The sequence below is a fragment of the Microbulbifer regidiadema (SeqCode) genome, assembly GCF_052466995.1.
On the sequence record NZ_CP174297.1, the window covers coordinates 726754 to 741159 of the forward strand.

The 14406-nt window shown below is 50.0% G+C and carries 10 protein-coding genes; 9 read left to right on the forward strand and 1 reads right to left on the reverse strand.

Features of this window, described 5'->3' with window-relative positions:
- Positions 1 to 290 precede the first annotated feature (290 nt).
- The 6 genes from ACJJIK_RS03075 to ACJJIK_RS03100 all read left to right on the forward strand — a co-directional run bounded on the left by ACJJIK_RS03075 (position 291) and on the right by ACJJIK_RS03100 (position 10493).
- Positions 291 to 3338 carry a LodA/GoxA family CTQ-dependent oxidase gene (locus ACJJIK_RS03075; RefSeq protein WP_444944165.1) on the forward strand — a complete coding sequence of 1016 codons (3048 nt, stop codon included), beginning with the start codon at positions 291 to 293 and terminating at the stop codon, positions 3336 to 3338.
- Between the two features lie 6 nt (positions 3339 to 3344).
- On the forward strand, positions 3345 to 4424 hold the full coding sequence (locus ACJJIK_RS03080) for an NAD(P)/FAD-dependent oxidoreductase (protein ID WP_444944166.1): 1080 nt from the start codon (positions 3345 to 3347) through the stop codon (positions 4422 to 4424).
- A 130-nt stretch (positions 4425 to 4554) separates the two neighbouring features.
- Positions 4555 to 5247, forward strand: a complete 693-nt coding sequence (locus ACJJIK_RS03085) for a TetR/AcrR family transcriptional regulator (RefSeq protein ID WP_444944167.1) — start codon at positions 4555 to 4557, stop codon at positions 5245 to 5247.
- Positions 5240 to 6598: an efflux RND transporter periplasmic adaptor subunit gene (locus ACJJIK_RS03090; RefSeq protein ID WP_444944168.1), complete on the forward strand. Its 1359-nt coding sequence runs from the start codon at positions 5240 to 5242 to the stop codon at positions 6596 to 6598. Before ACJJIK_RS03085 ends, ACJJIK_RS03090 begins: the two co-directional genes overlap by 8 nt.
- Positions 6595 to 9720 carry an efflux RND transporter permease subunit gene (locus tag ACJJIK_RS03095; protein WP_444944169.1) on the forward strand — a complete coding sequence of 1042 codons (3126 nt, stop codon included), beginning with the start codon at positions 6595 to 6597 and terminating at the stop codon, positions 9718 to 9720. Before ACJJIK_RS03090 ends, ACJJIK_RS03095 begins: the two co-directional genes overlap by 4 nt.
- A gap of 374 nt (positions 9721 to 10094) precedes the next feature.
- Complete coding sequence (locus ACJJIK_RS03100; RefSeq protein WP_444931222.1) at positions 10095 to 10493, forward strand: DUF3224 domain-containing protein; 399 nt, start codon at positions 10095 to 10097, stop codon at positions 10491 to 10493.
- 162 nt (positions 10494 to 10655) lie between these two features.
- On the opposite strand, the gene ACJJIK_RS03105 is transcribed toward ACJJIK_RS03100, so the two are convergent.
- On the reverse strand, positions 10656 to 11297 hold the full coding sequence (locus ACJJIK_RS03105; RefSeq protein WP_444931221.1) for a hypothetical protein: 642 nt from the start codon (positions 11295 to 11297) through the stop codon (positions 10656 to 10658).
- Between the two features lie 1050 nt (positions 11298 to 12347).
- Here ACJJIK_RS03105 and ACJJIK_RS03110 point away from each other — a divergent pair.
- From ACJJIK_RS03110 to ACJJIK_RS03120, 3 genes are all read left to right on the forward strand, one after another.
- Positions 12348 to 13352: a hypothetical protein gene (locus tag ACJJIK_RS03110; RefSeq protein ID WP_444944170.1), complete on the forward strand. Its 1005-nt coding sequence runs from the start codon at positions 12348 to 12350 to the stop codon at positions 13350 to 13352.
- A 653-nt stretch (positions 13353 to 14005) separates the two neighbouring features.
- Entirely contained in the window at positions 14006 to 14143 is a 138-nt protein-coding gene (locus ACJJIK_RS03115) for a hypothetical protein (RefSeq protein ID WP_444931219.1), read from the forward strand.
- Between the two features lie 7 nt (positions 14144 to 14150).
- The gene (locus ACJJIK_RS03120; RefSeq protein WP_444931218.1) at positions 14151 to 14402 is read left to right on the forward strand and encodes a hypothetical protein; all 252 of its coding nucleotides are present in this window, start codon (positions 14151 to 14153) and stop codon (positions 14400 to 14402) included.
- Positions 14403 to 14406 lie beyond the last annotated feature (4 nt).

Below are 14406 nucleotides of genomic sequence, written 5' to 3' on the forward strand. Positions count from 1 at the left end.
TGCCTGCCCGTATTCCTGTTATAGCCTTTAGCAGCGATGAGCTTCTATTGTCTATAGCGATCTTCTATTTTTCAGGGAAATACCTGTTAGTTACGATGGAGATTGCCGGTTAAGACTAAAGCTGACAAAGAATTGCAAGTCAGTTTTTTCTTTCATGTGTCTCGATATGATTTCTAGTATCTGCTGCACTTTTTCGGGTGGAAAGACTTAATCAGTTGCTACTTATTCTAAAAGAAAATATCAAGGCTTTAGTCAGTTGCCTACTTTGAAACCTAACAGAGGGAACTGTTGTGGTTACACACTTAGATAAAAATAATATTGCTGCGACTTATAGTGAAAATTGTTCGATCAACCCTACCGAGTCGCTGGTTGAGATGTTTGTTGATATTGTTCAAAAAGGTCGCATTTCCAAAGGCCAGTGCCCGGCCTTACGCCCGGTATTCCTCAAGCCGCACGGCGTGGCGAAAGGCACTTTTCGGGTTCGCAGGGATATTCCTGAAAACTTCCAAATCGGATTGTTTGCCGGCGATGAATATGAGCTCTGGGCACGATTTTCATCAGATACACTGCCGACTGTTAGCGATTTTAAAACGACTTGTGGTATCGGCCTCAAGCTGTTTGATACCCCAACGCCGAAAATATTTGGCCTGCCGGATGAAACAACCTTTGACTTTATTATGCAGAATTACCCGGTATTTTTTGTCGATACGGCAAAAGATATGTGCGAATTCACCAAGGCGGGGGTTATTGATGGGGATTACGATCCGTACCTTAAGGAGCACCCCAAAACGGCAAGGATTCTTAACGATATGGCTCAGCCGGTGGGGTCGGTTTTGTCTATCCCCTACTGGGGTATCCTGCCCTTTGCACTCGGTGACAAGCAGTACGTTAAATACATGCTGAAGCCGACAACCCAAGATCAACCGCCGCATACTGCACCCGCCAATCCCACTTATCTTGCGCAAGAAATGGCAGCTCGCCTAGCCAATGAGGCGATGACTTTTGAGTTTTGTATCCAGCTGCGTACCAATCCTGAGACTATGCCGCTGGATGAAGCCACGGTTGAGTGGCCGGTGAGTGAAAGCCCATTTGTACCCGTCGCCGATATTGTATTTCCCAAACAGGATATCAATAGGCGCGGGCAGGCAGCTTATGGTGAAAACCTGAGTATGAATATCTGGCGGGTTACCAAAGAGCACAAGCCACAGGGCTCAATCGCAGATGTGCGTAAAGTGGTCTATGCGGCATCGGCTGATACGAGACGCAACGCCAATGGAGTGCCTGATGGCGAGCCGATCACCGCTAAGCCCGATGATTTAAAGGCCCCATGCAAGGATGAGGTTATCGTTCGAGCGGCTATTCACCCTGGTATCGGGGTTGCACGGGTTGGCAATGCGGAAACTGACTTTTTCATTGGCCCTGAAGTCACCGACCCGCCGGCGCAGCCCAATGGTTTCTATCGCACGCCGGAAAGCACCCTGAAACGCCAGGCTGCAAGGTTCCGTCTATATGGTTACAACACTGCCGGCGAGGTGGTACGGGAGCTGACCAGTAGCAATGCCGATATTGAATGGAAGGTCCATATCGCCAACCGCAAAGCCAACTGGTTTCACTTTATTACCGCGATGGATATTCCTGAAACCAAGGATCTTGTTGTCGATCGCCGCAATAAAGATGTGACGGGCAATAAACGCAGCAGCCTAATTATTGACCCGGGCGAACGTAAAATTACAGGAACTTCACAATCGGGCACAGCCTACCGCTTTGCATCCGGCAAGTTTAAGGAGCAGTTCGTATATCTGGGGGAGTTGCAAACAGATGATCAAGGGCGTTTGCTCTTCTTGGGCGGACACGGTGTTTCGGCGTCACCTTCCGGCGCGCCGCCGTATATTCCAGCGGAGCCGGACTCCTTTAATAATGCGGCAGACTGGTACGACGATATGTCTGATGGCCCAGTGAATGCCAGTGTAGCGATTAACGGTCAAGATATCCCGGTAGAGGGTGCCTGGGTTATCACCGCGCCACCTAACTACGCTCCAGAAATAATCGGCTGGCGCACCATGTATGATCTACAGGTGGATATCTACACCCAAGCCGGTTGGCTACCGGTCCCTGATAAAACCCGCTTTACCCAGGATGTATTGCCGCAGCTTCAGCGGCTTTCCAATTTGCAGTGGGTAAACAAAGGCTATGCGTCAATGTTCGGTAAAGGCCGGCCAATGGACTTTAATGATCCGGACTTTGTTGCCCAACTGGCACAAACACCAACGATCATACCTGATCCCGTAACAGGCGGAATGATTACCGTTGATCCCTATGGTCAGTTGCGCAACCAAATGCTGAACTCCTTCCGGCCGTATCAGCCACGGGTAAATGATCCGCGTATTTGGCCGTGGTTATACGGGGATACTTTTGATGGTGTGGTATTTGCTGAATCGCCGAATACGATGCTGGCCTTGCCCTCTCTTCAGCAGTTGCATTTGCAGCGCTGGGCCGCCGGTAATTTTGTGAATGACTGGCACCCAGATTACCAAGCGCCGTCATCGCTTGATCAAGTACCGCTGGCAGAACAGCCCGCCATGCTGGATAAGGCAGCGATGCATTTTTGTCTGGCGGATGCCTTCCACCCCGGCTGTGAAATGACGTGGCCAATGCGTCATACCAGCCTGTACCGAGCCCCCTTTAGAATCCGCGAGAGTACAGTACCGGAGAGCCCGGATCAGTGGGGGCCCAAACTGAATCAGCAGCAGGCTCTCGCCCCCAATGGCCCCCTATTTGCACAGGTGCCAGGCGCCATTACACGGTGGATGGGGCTTCCCTGGCAAGGTGATACCGCCTACTGTCGCTCCGGTTACAACCCGGAATTCGATTTGTTCTTGCCGACCTTTTGGCCTGCTCGAGTGCCGAATACCATCATCACGGAGGATGCCTATAAGATAGTCATTGATGAATCGCAACCCCGGGAGATTCGTATCGCGGCTTACTCCCACCGAGCCAGCTGGTATCGATTTATTGACCATAAAAATAGCGATGGCTCAAACCCGCAAGTAGCGGAAGTCATGAAGCGCATGGTCGCAGACTTTGGCCTGCAAGGGATTGTCGAGGCAAGACCCGGTGTTAGAAATGACCCCGATTTCCCTGAAGTGATCTACGTTGAAAATAGTGCCTATGCGGATACTCTGAAAAAGTTGAGGGATGTATTCCTGCTGAGAGGTGCCGCTATAGCGGAGGAAGGGCTGTCAGACTTTGATGCCAAGCTCAAAGAGGCCGGCTGGGAAGACGAAGAGCAGTGGCAGAATGCACTGCGCTTACGCCAGCGCAAGCCAACATCTGATTAACATCGAATGCAGCTCGATATAGCCATTATCGGTGGCGGGCCAGCTGGATGGACATGCGCCTTGCAGCTGGCACGCACAGGTTTACATATTGGGGTGATCGACAGCCTGGATTGGCACCGCCATAAAGTTGGGGAATCGGTTCCTTCCGCGCTACAGCGCTTGCTGTGCAATATCTCTATCCCCTTGCTGGAAAGCCCTGCACATATGCCAATATTGGGTACGGAATCCTATTGGGCCGGAGAGCATTTGATCGAAGATTGCATGGTGCAAGCCGGTGGTGCCGGCTGGCGGCTTGATCGCGTGGTGTTTGAAAAGATGTTGATGGTACAGGCGCTTGAAGTCGGCGCTATTCATTTTGATGCACTGCTTCACCGGGCACATAGAGGCAGCGATATATGGCAGTTATCGCTGGATAATGGTGAACAAGTCTTTGCCGACTTTGCCATTGATTGCAGTGGCCGGACTAATATATTGGCCCGCAGGGTAGGGGCAAGGCGGGTGAAAGCACCGCCACTGGTCGCTATTTGGTCGCTGCTGCCTGGAGAGCCTCAAGCACAGCGAGCGAGTTCAAGTCATACCTATATTGAATCTCAAGATAATGGCTGGTGGTATGCAGCCAAGCTGCCGGATGGCCGCTGGCTTGCAATCTTCCATACCTCGGCTGTGCGGGCGCGAGATTTTCGTATGGCTCCAGAATTGTGGCAGCGGCAATTGGCGAGTACCCAGCTAATATCGCAGCACCTGCCCGAGAAAGCGCCTCAATGCGCTGAGTTGTCGGTAAGCGACGCGCGAACCAGTTATTTGGAGGTGCCCTCAGGTGAGAGTTGGGCCGCTTGTGGTGATGCGGCTATAAGTTTTGACCCTATATCCTCTCAAGGTATTTACAACGCTGTGGCCACAGCCAATATGCTGAGCAAAGTGTTGTGTGAAGGCAGCAGGGGAGAGGCCTTTGAGCGATATCAGCACAACCTCGCGGAAATTCGAAGGGTCTATATCGGCAGGCGCCAGGCATTTTACCAGAGTGCTTTCAGAGTGCATCGCAGCCAATTCTGGCTGGCGCAGAATTTTGATCCCACCACCTATTGAATAGCATTTATCCCATTTTTATCAAAACCCTCTCGCTCTCTAATTTCGACTATTCAGTCGATGTTTTTTCTTGTGATCCGGGTGTGCTTTCTATTTAATTAATCGAGTGATTAATTAAAAGGTGAAACCTGTGACTGATAGGCCATCTGCCCGTGGGCGCGGGCGCCCAAAAGACCCTGAGCGTGAATCACAGGTACGTGAGGCGCTGATGCAGTCAGCCTACGCACTGCTTCGTGGTAAGGCTTTCCGCGATATCTCTATCCGTGAGATCGCCCAGGGAGCCGGAGTGAATTCTGCGATGATCAGCTATCACTTCGGTGGTAAGGAAGGACTGATTATCGAGGTAATTCGGCACCAGTTTATGCAATACGGCCCCGCTTTTATCAGTGTCGGGCTGGAGGAGCAGGAGCCCTCTATCGAGTTACTCAAAGAAGCGATGAGTAGATTAATACGCCTCTACATGCGAGAGCCCTGGATTCCACGTTTGATCGTTGGTGAAGTGGCCTCTAAACCCGGTCGAATGCGCGAACTCTTTGCCGATAGGCTGGCCTCGCAACTGGGCCCCAAGCTCCGCGAGTTGCTGAGCGCTCTCCAGTCTGCGGGGCAGTTGCGAGAAGACCTGGATATCGACCTGATGCCAGTCTCATTTATCAGTTTGATCGCCTTCCCCTTTATTGCGGGAGATCCTTTGAAAGAGGGATTTGGCTTTGTCTTGGGGGAGGAAAACGGCGAGAGATGGGTCAACCATACCGTTCAGCTCTTACTCAGCGGCGTTGCCAATATATCTGCGACTAAAGGCGGGGAGGTGAGCCGTGGTGATTAAGCCCCATATAAAGACACTGATGAGTCGCCGGCTGGCACTACCGCTACTGATCGCGGTGGGGATTGTTGTGTCCACGGTGTTGGTCGTCACTAAGCGCGCGCCAAAACACGATGCTATCGCAGCCCCAATAACTGCGGTGAATACGATAGAAGTACAGGAGCTGCCATTGCGAGCCCAGGCCATTGCTTATGGGGAGGTAAAGCCCAGCACCTTTCTTGAGGCTAATGCAGAGGTCAGCGGTAGGGTGGTGTATATGGCACCCGAATTGGAGCGGGGCAATATCATCTCTGCCGGCACACGGGTCCTGAAAATTGATGACACCAGCTACCAGCTTGCCCTGGCTCAGGCGGAAAGTGATTTGGCGGTGAACCGTGCCAACCTGCAAGAGTTGGATGTGGAGGAGGCCAACAGCAAACGCTCTCTGGAAATTGCGGAGAGCACCCTTAAATTGGGTGAGAAAGAACTCGCTCGCAAGCAAAAGTTGGTCGTCAAGGGGACTGTTTCCCGCTCTACCGTAGATACCGAAGAGCAGAATATGCTGCGCTTGCGCCAGGAAGTGCAGAACCAGAGCAGTCAACTGTCCCTTTTCCCAACTCGCCGCAAAGTGATTGAGGCCCAGATTGCTCGCTCTGAGGCTCAGGTGCGGGACAGCAAATATAACCTGGAGCGCACCCGGGTAACCCTGCCATTTGATGCTCGCATTGGCCAGGTCCATGTAGAGGAAAACCAATATGTTGCCGGTAATGCCCGCTTGTTTGATGCCAGTGGCCTCGCCCAAGTAGAAATTGCCGCAGAACTGCCCATGGTGCATGTGGCTCCACTATTGCGCAATCTCAGGCCGGGTATTGCTTCCACTCCAAGCCCCGATGACCTACCCAAAATGCTGCTGGGCCTGGAAGCTCAGATCACTCTGGTGGGCGGCCCGGGAGACAATAAGTGGCGGGGGCGGGTAGTGCGCCTAGGGGGGACCCTGGATAGTACCAGTCGAACGCTCTCCGTTGTTGTCGCGGTAGATGATCCCTATGGCGAAGTGCTGAGCGGGGAAAAACCACCGCTATTTCGCGGTATGTATGCCCGCGTAGAGTTGTTGGCTCCCGCCGCACCGGTGCTCGCCATTCCCCGCCGCGCTCTGCACGAAGGTAGAGTCTATCTGGTTGAAAATGGTCGATTGCGCGTACGCCCGGTAGACATCGATTACCACCAGGGGGATACCACGGTGATTCGTGGGGGGCTGAATCCCGGTGAGCAGGTGATTGTGACGGACGTTATACCGGCGATTGACGGCATGCCGGTCACCGTGGTCGCTGGTGAGCAAGCTGTTACAGCGAGTACTAGAGGTACCCAGCAGTGATTCGTTATTTTGCCGCTCACCCAACGGCGGCCAATTTATTGATGGTCGCGCTGATGCTAAGTGGACTTTTTGTTCTGCCGGGTATGAAGCGTGAAACTATGCCGGAAGTCGACAAGTTCGAGGTTCAGGTATCGGTCCCCTATGCCGGCGCTGCCGCAGCGGAAGTAGAGGACAGTATTTGCCTTCCCTTGGAAGAGGCCACCGATGGAATCAGCTTTATCGATGAGCGATTGTGCGAGGCGCAAGATAACCTGGGCCTGATGACCCTAAAAATGCAAGAAGCCGGTGATATGGACCAGTTTGTTGCCGATGTGGAGTCTGCGGTAGACGGTATTGACTCGCTGCCAGCCGAAAGTGAGCACCCGGTGATCGAAGAGCTGGGCCGCACTCAGAGCGTGGTTAGTATCGCCATCAGTGCCGATCTGCCTTTGCCCCAGTTGAATCAGTTGGCCGAGCATTACCGCCGTGAATTGCTTCGCGACCCCGCTATCCCCATCGTGCGCATATCCGGTTTTTCTGACCACCAACTCCAAATTGAAATCTCCGATTACAACCTGCGTCAGTACGGGCTCAGCGTGATGGATCTGGCCAATATCATTGACCAGCAGGCGATCGATATGCCCGCCGGCAAGGTTTCCACCCCGGATCGGGAATACCAGGTGCGCTTCGCCGAAGAGCGCCGCACGGTGGCGGAGCTGGAAAATCTTGTCGTGATTAAAGGCGCTGATGGTGCCGAAGTTCGACTGGGAGATATCGCAAAAGTTTATGATGATTTCGAGCTGGCTGAAGACAAGATTATTTTTGATGGACATCGCGCAGCGCTTCTCAATGTTGAGAAAAATAGCGTAGATGATAGCTTGCGTGTGCTCGAAGCTGTGCGCGTATTTGTCGATCGTAAAAATGCAAACTTGCCTGAGGGCATGAAGCTGATTTTAACCCAGGACAGAGCCTCTATAGTTGCCGATCGCCTGCAAATGATCATCGCCAATGCTTGGCAGGGACTGGTTTTGGTCGCCCTGGCTCTCTACCTGTTTTTCAGCGGCCGCTATGTCTTTTGGGTGGTAATGGGCTTACCAGTTTCATTTCTGGGTTCATTCGCGCTGATCACAGCTATGGGGGTGTCGATTAATATGATCAGTCTGGTGGGCTTGCTGATTGCCATTGGCATCTTGATGGATGATGCCATTGTACTGTCGGAAAGTATCGCCAGTGAATACCGCGCGGGCAGTTCGCCACTGGAAGCGGTGATTAATGGCACCAAGCGGGTGGCCCGTGGTGTGTTGTCCTCTTTCGCAACGACGGTAATGGTGTTCGGAGGGCTGATCTTTATTAAGGGGGACATGGGGCAGATTCTTAAGGTACTGCCAGTTGTTTTAATCTCGGTGTTGATTATTAGCCTGGTGGAGGCCTTTCTAATTCTGCCGGCACACTTGCGCCATGCCCTTGAGCACAAAAATCGCATACCTGCCTGGAAGCAGGCTTTTGCCAAGCGCTTTGAGGGCTGGCGAGAAAATATGGGGTGCGCAGCAGATTGGGCGGTGAAATATCGCTATGCCTTTGTCGGCGGAGTATTTGGCCTATTTCTTGTCACTGTAAGTCTGATGACTGCGGGGATTGTCAAGTTTCAAGGGTTTCCCACCTTGGAGGGTGACTTATTACAAGCCCGGATCTTGATGCCCCAGGGAACCTCTCTGGGGGATATGGAAAAGTTAGTCGATGGGCAACTGGCAGCCCTAGACCGGGTGGCTTTAGCGCTTTCTGAAAATGAAAGCGCTCCCCTGGTGAATCACACCAATGTTACCTTTGGAGTCAATGGGGACGCTTTTGAAACGGGTCCTCATGTGGCAACCATCAATGTCGACCTGCTCGCAGCCGAAGGCCGCAATACCAGCATGGATAAATTGCGCCATGCCTGGCGCGAAGCCGCCGGCGATACCCCTGGGGCAATCGCCATTCTTTACAAAGAGCCGACTCTAGGCCCTGCTGGCCGTGCTATTCACCTGCGTCTTACCGGGATGGAGCTAAGCCAATTAAAGACGGCGTCTATCCGCCTGCAGAATTGGTTGCGCGGATACGATGGTGTTGTGAATGTGGTGGACGACCTGCGTCCTGGCAAGCCGCAGCTTACTGTCAGAATGCGTGAAGGTGCCTATGCCTCCGGGTTGGATGCCCGCAGTGTCGCCAATCAGTTGCGAGCGGCTTACCAGGGTGTGGAGATAGATGAAATTCAATATCTGGGTGAAACCTATGAGATTCAGGTGCGCATGGATGCAGACTCCCGCAGCGCGCTCAGCCGTTTCGATGAGCTGGTTATTATCCACCCGAGCACCAAACAGCGCGTTCCGCTGATTGCTGTTGCGGATATCGCAATGAATCGAGAGTACGCCCGTATCCAGCGTATTGATGGCGAGCGGGTCGTCAGTGTGTATGCGGATGTTTTCACCGAGAAAGCGAACGCTGGCCAGGTGCTCGGTGACACCCAGGAAAAATTCCTACCTGAACTGATCGATGAATTCCCTGGCTTGCGTGTAGATATGCAAGGTGAGATGAAGAACAGTGAAGTTACCGGTAAATCCCTTGGGGGGGCTCTATTGATCGGGGCTATTGGTATCTACCTGCTTTTATCCCTGCAGTTTCGCAGCTATGTAGAGCCGCTGATTGTACTGGTGGCTATACCCCTGGCACTGATCGGCGTGATTTGGGGGCACTTGGTGATGGGGCAGAGCATGTCTATGCCCAGTATGATGGGCTTTGTCTCCCTCGCGGGAATTGTGGTGAATGACTCTATTTTACTGGTGGAGTTTGTGAAGCGGCGGGTACGTGAAGGGATGGATGTTCACAGTGCGGCAAGCCAAGCCAGCCGTGATCGCTTCCGCGCAATTTTTCTGACCTCGCTGACCACCGTTGCCGGTCTATTGCCCCTGCTATTTGAAACCAGCCTACAGGCACAGGTGCTAGTACCACTAGTGACCAGTATTGTATTTGGCATCATCAGTTCAACCGTACTGATTCTTCTGGTCTTGCCGGCACTCTACGGAATACTGGAGGACTTTGGCTTTACCGAGCCCCAGGAGGAGGATAAGACTGGGATGTCCCTGCAAAGGGTAGTTGTAGCAGGGTAGTTAGCCAGAATCGTTTCCGCGCCTGATTGAAAGAAAGCCGTATAAGACACTCTGCGGCTTTCTTGTTTGTAATTTCCCCGACAATATTATTCAGAGGCACCCTAGAGTTCTAGTAGTGATAAGAACTCTTCGGGTGGAAGTTATTTGACTTGATAGGATGAAAAATGAACTTTTCGACTGCCAATTGATCAGTTGGTGCCTGCACTTTGGGCAAGTGTCTGCCTACTTCTCAATTTCCTTCTCATACTGTTTCTATATACAGTGGAATCGGTTAATTTACACAAAGCGGTCACCAACCAAGGTATTGCTACCACTGGCAGCAATATGAGACCGCAAAATTGTCAATGCCTTAACCTTGTCTACACGGAGTTGGAATGAAAGTTTCAGGAAAGTTTGATGTTACTGTAAAGCCTATGGATACCTACGCTAAAGGAAGTGAGGGAACAAATTTAGGGCGGATGTCGATCAATAAAATTTTCCATGGCGATCTTTCAGCAGACAGCAAAGGTGAAATGCTAACCGTTATGACTCCAGTAAAAGGGTCTGCGGGATATGTGGCAATAGAGCAGGTAGTAGGTGCTTTGGACGGCAAGAGAGGCTCCTTTGTATTACAGCACTTTGGCACCATGGAAAAGGGAAAAGATCACCTTATGTTAGAAGTTGTGCCTGATTCTGCTACAGGCGAACTAACGGGGCTGTCTGGAAAAATGTCTATCCACCAAGAGGATGGGCTCCACTACTATGACTTTGATTACACGCTTGATGCAGAGTGACGAGCTTGTCTACTTGTGAAGCTTTTGCTTCACTGAGTCCTTCCCGCTGTTCAAAAAATCTCCAATTTGGCAATAGACTCTATTGAAGGGATTCCCAAATCTAAAGGGAGGCAATGAAGTTGGTGAGAGGTTAACTTCATTGCCAGTCCAAATGCTAAAAGGTTAGGCCATAACCCCAAGCTTAGCGCCTTTATTTTTAATTTTGACCCACTTACTTAACAGGTTTACAGGAGAAGTATAGGCCTCGTAGATTATTGCTTGGCCCCAAGGGGTTACTGCGCCTTGCATGGGTTTGGAGTAAGAAAACGCATTCATTACCCAAGCACTTTTGGTAACACAGTCCCCAGAGGTGGGAAATTGTGATGTGCGAGTTGGCTTGTGGTTGTAAACGAGGTTCTTTGCTTTCAATAGCTGCTGTGCCCGATTAATCACCGTTGCTATTTCGGTATCGGAAGCTGGGTGAGCATAGATGGTAATATCGTTAGCCTTACTGGGGTAGAACATGACATCATTAATTTTTCCTAATGTCTGACCAGTAGCTGAATTTTTAGCCCAAGTTTGCCAGCTTTTATCACAGATCTCATCCCAGCTTTGCAAGCCTGCTGCATTAACGACAAAGGGAGAGACATGGCCTCCACCCATGGTTTTGTACATATTTTGGGGGTTGGTGAGGGTTTTCCCTGCTTGTATCATTACTCCGACACAGCGTAAATTGTCTGCGCTGGTGCTAAGGGCAGCACTTAAGTCTGCTATCATATCATTGCAGCTGGTTGCGGTGGTTCTTGCTCTCGATAAATTAGGCATAGTACTTTCCTCTCTTGCCTTTTATTAATATATTTTTATTTTTTTACTTTTAAATTGGCTAATCGCTTGGGCACGGGTGGGCCTGCCAAATAATATTTTGGATCTAAAGTGTTTGTTATTTTAGGTTCACGGGTACACAAAACAGCCTCTCTGCTGCTTGAAGTGTAATTGTTCAGTGAGTCTTAGTTATTCAACTGATATGGCATACTTATATACTCTGCATTCAACTCTGAAAGCACTAAATGGTAGAAATTATTCGTGTAGCGGCTGAGCTGTTCGAGCTTCCCCTGTTAGCCGTCAATTAGGGGGTAAGTTGATTTTTGACTTGGGAAGTGTGTGATTAGGTTGAACATATCTACCTCTATAAACTTCTATAAAAATCGAGCGACACTAAAGCTTGCCGGACCAAAAGGTCTCAAATGAATATACTGCAAGCCGTCAAGAAAACAGTTTTTTGTTTTTGTTGTCCGATGATAACTAGTAGGCGGCACGAAAATCAATAGGTACGTTAGTTTTATTTAATAATTGAATTTATTTGAAAAAGGTGGGTCAAAAGATGGCTTCCCCGGCTGTGTTGGTTAAATTTTAACGATTAATAGGTTGTTTGTTTTTGCTCCGAGTGGAGTAGGGTTTGTTGGTCCATATAAAGAGCCGCGACCAGTTACGTCTAACCTTTGTCGTCTTCACGGTCCGCAGAGATGTTGCGGAGTAAGCTTAAGGTTCCTTGGAGAGCTCCGCCGGGGGGAATAAGGCGGAGCTTGCCATAACTTATTTCCTGGGTTTCGTTGCGTGGCTGAGGAAGCTCGGTGGTATTTTTATTCTGCGCAATATTGTAGCTTTAAGAAACCTCCTTGTTTTGTCGCCAGTGCGGCTCTGGAGAAGGTAGAGGTCCATGATACTGAGATCCACATTTATTTATGGGGCAAATTTATCTTCAGTTAAATATATGCCTATTGGTGTTAAGACGTTGATTGTTACTGTGAAATAAAACTATATGGATAAATTCTTGGTGTGGGAAAATAGAATGGGTAGTTTGGGTAAGAGGTGGTGATGCAGTCACAAGATATGCAAGAAGTAATTCTATCGGCTGTTAGAGATTTTGCTAAATCTATAGCTGCAGGTGACAGAATCTATGCCGATATGTCATCGGTTATTGATGCTACATCCTCTTTGCCTTTAGCACACTTTGATCACTGGGAGCGATTAATTCGAGATGAATTTTCAAGGGCTTTAAATCGAACCGATCAGACGCAGAGATGGTTCTGGAAGGGGGCAGAAAATCCACTTTTATTAACTTGGTTAGACTTAATCAGCTGGGATGGTTATAAGCGAGAAAAAACCTTGCGATCTATCTCTGGTCCGGCCCCAAATGCATTCTTCTTCTCCTTAGCTATTCGTAGGCTGAATGATTGGGTTCCCAGGGTTAGAGAGGCTGCCAGGGAAGCATTGCCAAAAATTGCTGAAGCAACAGACCCCACCTCTGTAGTTGAGTCTTTATGTGTTGCCCTATCGAACTGGAATTCCTGGGGACGTATTGAAGATGCTGACAGGCAGGTCATTTTAAAAATTATCTCTTTAGCGGGGGTTGCTAAAGCCTTTAAACAAAAATTAATAGCTTCTACCGCAGGCCCAATGTCATCGTTGCTCTCACAACTTGGTAGGACGCCAGCACTAGATGGATCGCTTGAGGAAATCGCAGAAAGTGCTATCCAGCCTTCAGTCAGAGCTAAGGCCTATCGCTGCCTATTTGAGGAGCGGATGGTTTGGCTGAAAGGTAGGGAGTGGGTTTGGACTGACATTCGCTATTGCGAGGGGCGTGTACAGGCGGTGGTTGCCGAAAGAAAACTGGATCTATCAGTGCCGAGCTTTGCTTTGATTAAAAAAACAGCTAAAGATCGCTCGCCTATTGTTAGGCGGGTATCAGCTGAATTCTTGATCCGAAACCTTGGCACGCTCGGTGAAGAAGCTCGAGAATTGGCCGAATACTTTGCTGCGGATAAATCGAGCTCTGTCGCGGAGAGGGGCGAGTTTGCACTAAGGCAGTTGGGTCAATGATCGGCTATAGCTCTTCTTGAAGCTATCAGATCAAATAGTGGAGTAGTCTTCAATCGAGCAAGGTAGACTCAGTGCTCTATTGGGAGTAGCTGATAGAGTATTTAGGCTATGGGTAATTTGACAATGAGAGTAAGTTAATTAGTGGATGGAATACTTTTTATTGGCTTGTAGGGCAGCGATAAAGCCAATTTTTCTCAAAAATTATAAAACGCCTATCCTGTAGTGGCGCACTTGGCCTGCTAAGTCAGTACTTTCTGGAGCTAACCTCAAGCTTGTAAGTCAAGCGGATGTCGAGGCGACAGTTGAGAATTTAAATAATAACTCGAAAAAAATACTGCTTTATAAAATTCCTAGATAGGTAGCGCGGGAAGATAGGGCTTCTGTAGCAGCCTAAAAGGTGGTGCACTTTAGAGTTGAATGTAGGAAAGAATACAGGTGCAATTTTTGGCATAAAAAAGTATACGGTTGTGACTGGGGTCACAGGGCGGGCTAAAGGTGCGTTATAAGAAACTTGTGGAAGGCTGTATAAGAGGTATCCAGCTGAAGTGAATACCGACTGGTCATAAGCCACTTTCTTTAAGGCGGTTTGCTGTACAAAATAAAGTCAGTCTTACAGCAGCGCAAAACGCCTATTATTTGCTCGAGGAGCTTGGTTGGATCAAGGTGCAGCCGAAGTCTGGGTTCTTTGCCACTATCTCGCCGAAAAGCAACCAGCCCCCGGTGATGCCAGTTTTTACTTGCAGAACAATAGAGCCGGAAAATCCTCGCTGTTGGCCATTGTTGCCGGATAGGGGCCCATTGGAAATCGCCTCTTTAGGCCAGCAGTTACTGCCACAGGAGGCTCTGGAAAGAAGTGCGCGACGGGCGATTTGGGATACTGGAGCTCATGCACACAGCTATCCAGCGCCCTTGGGCGAGTTGGCACTACGGAATGCCTTGAGTGCACATTTTTTCCGTTATGATTTTCACTTCTCTGCAAATGAGTTGGTAGTGACCAATGGCTGCGGTTCGCACCGCACTGGCGGTAACGACCAAGCCAGTAGTGATTAGCTCA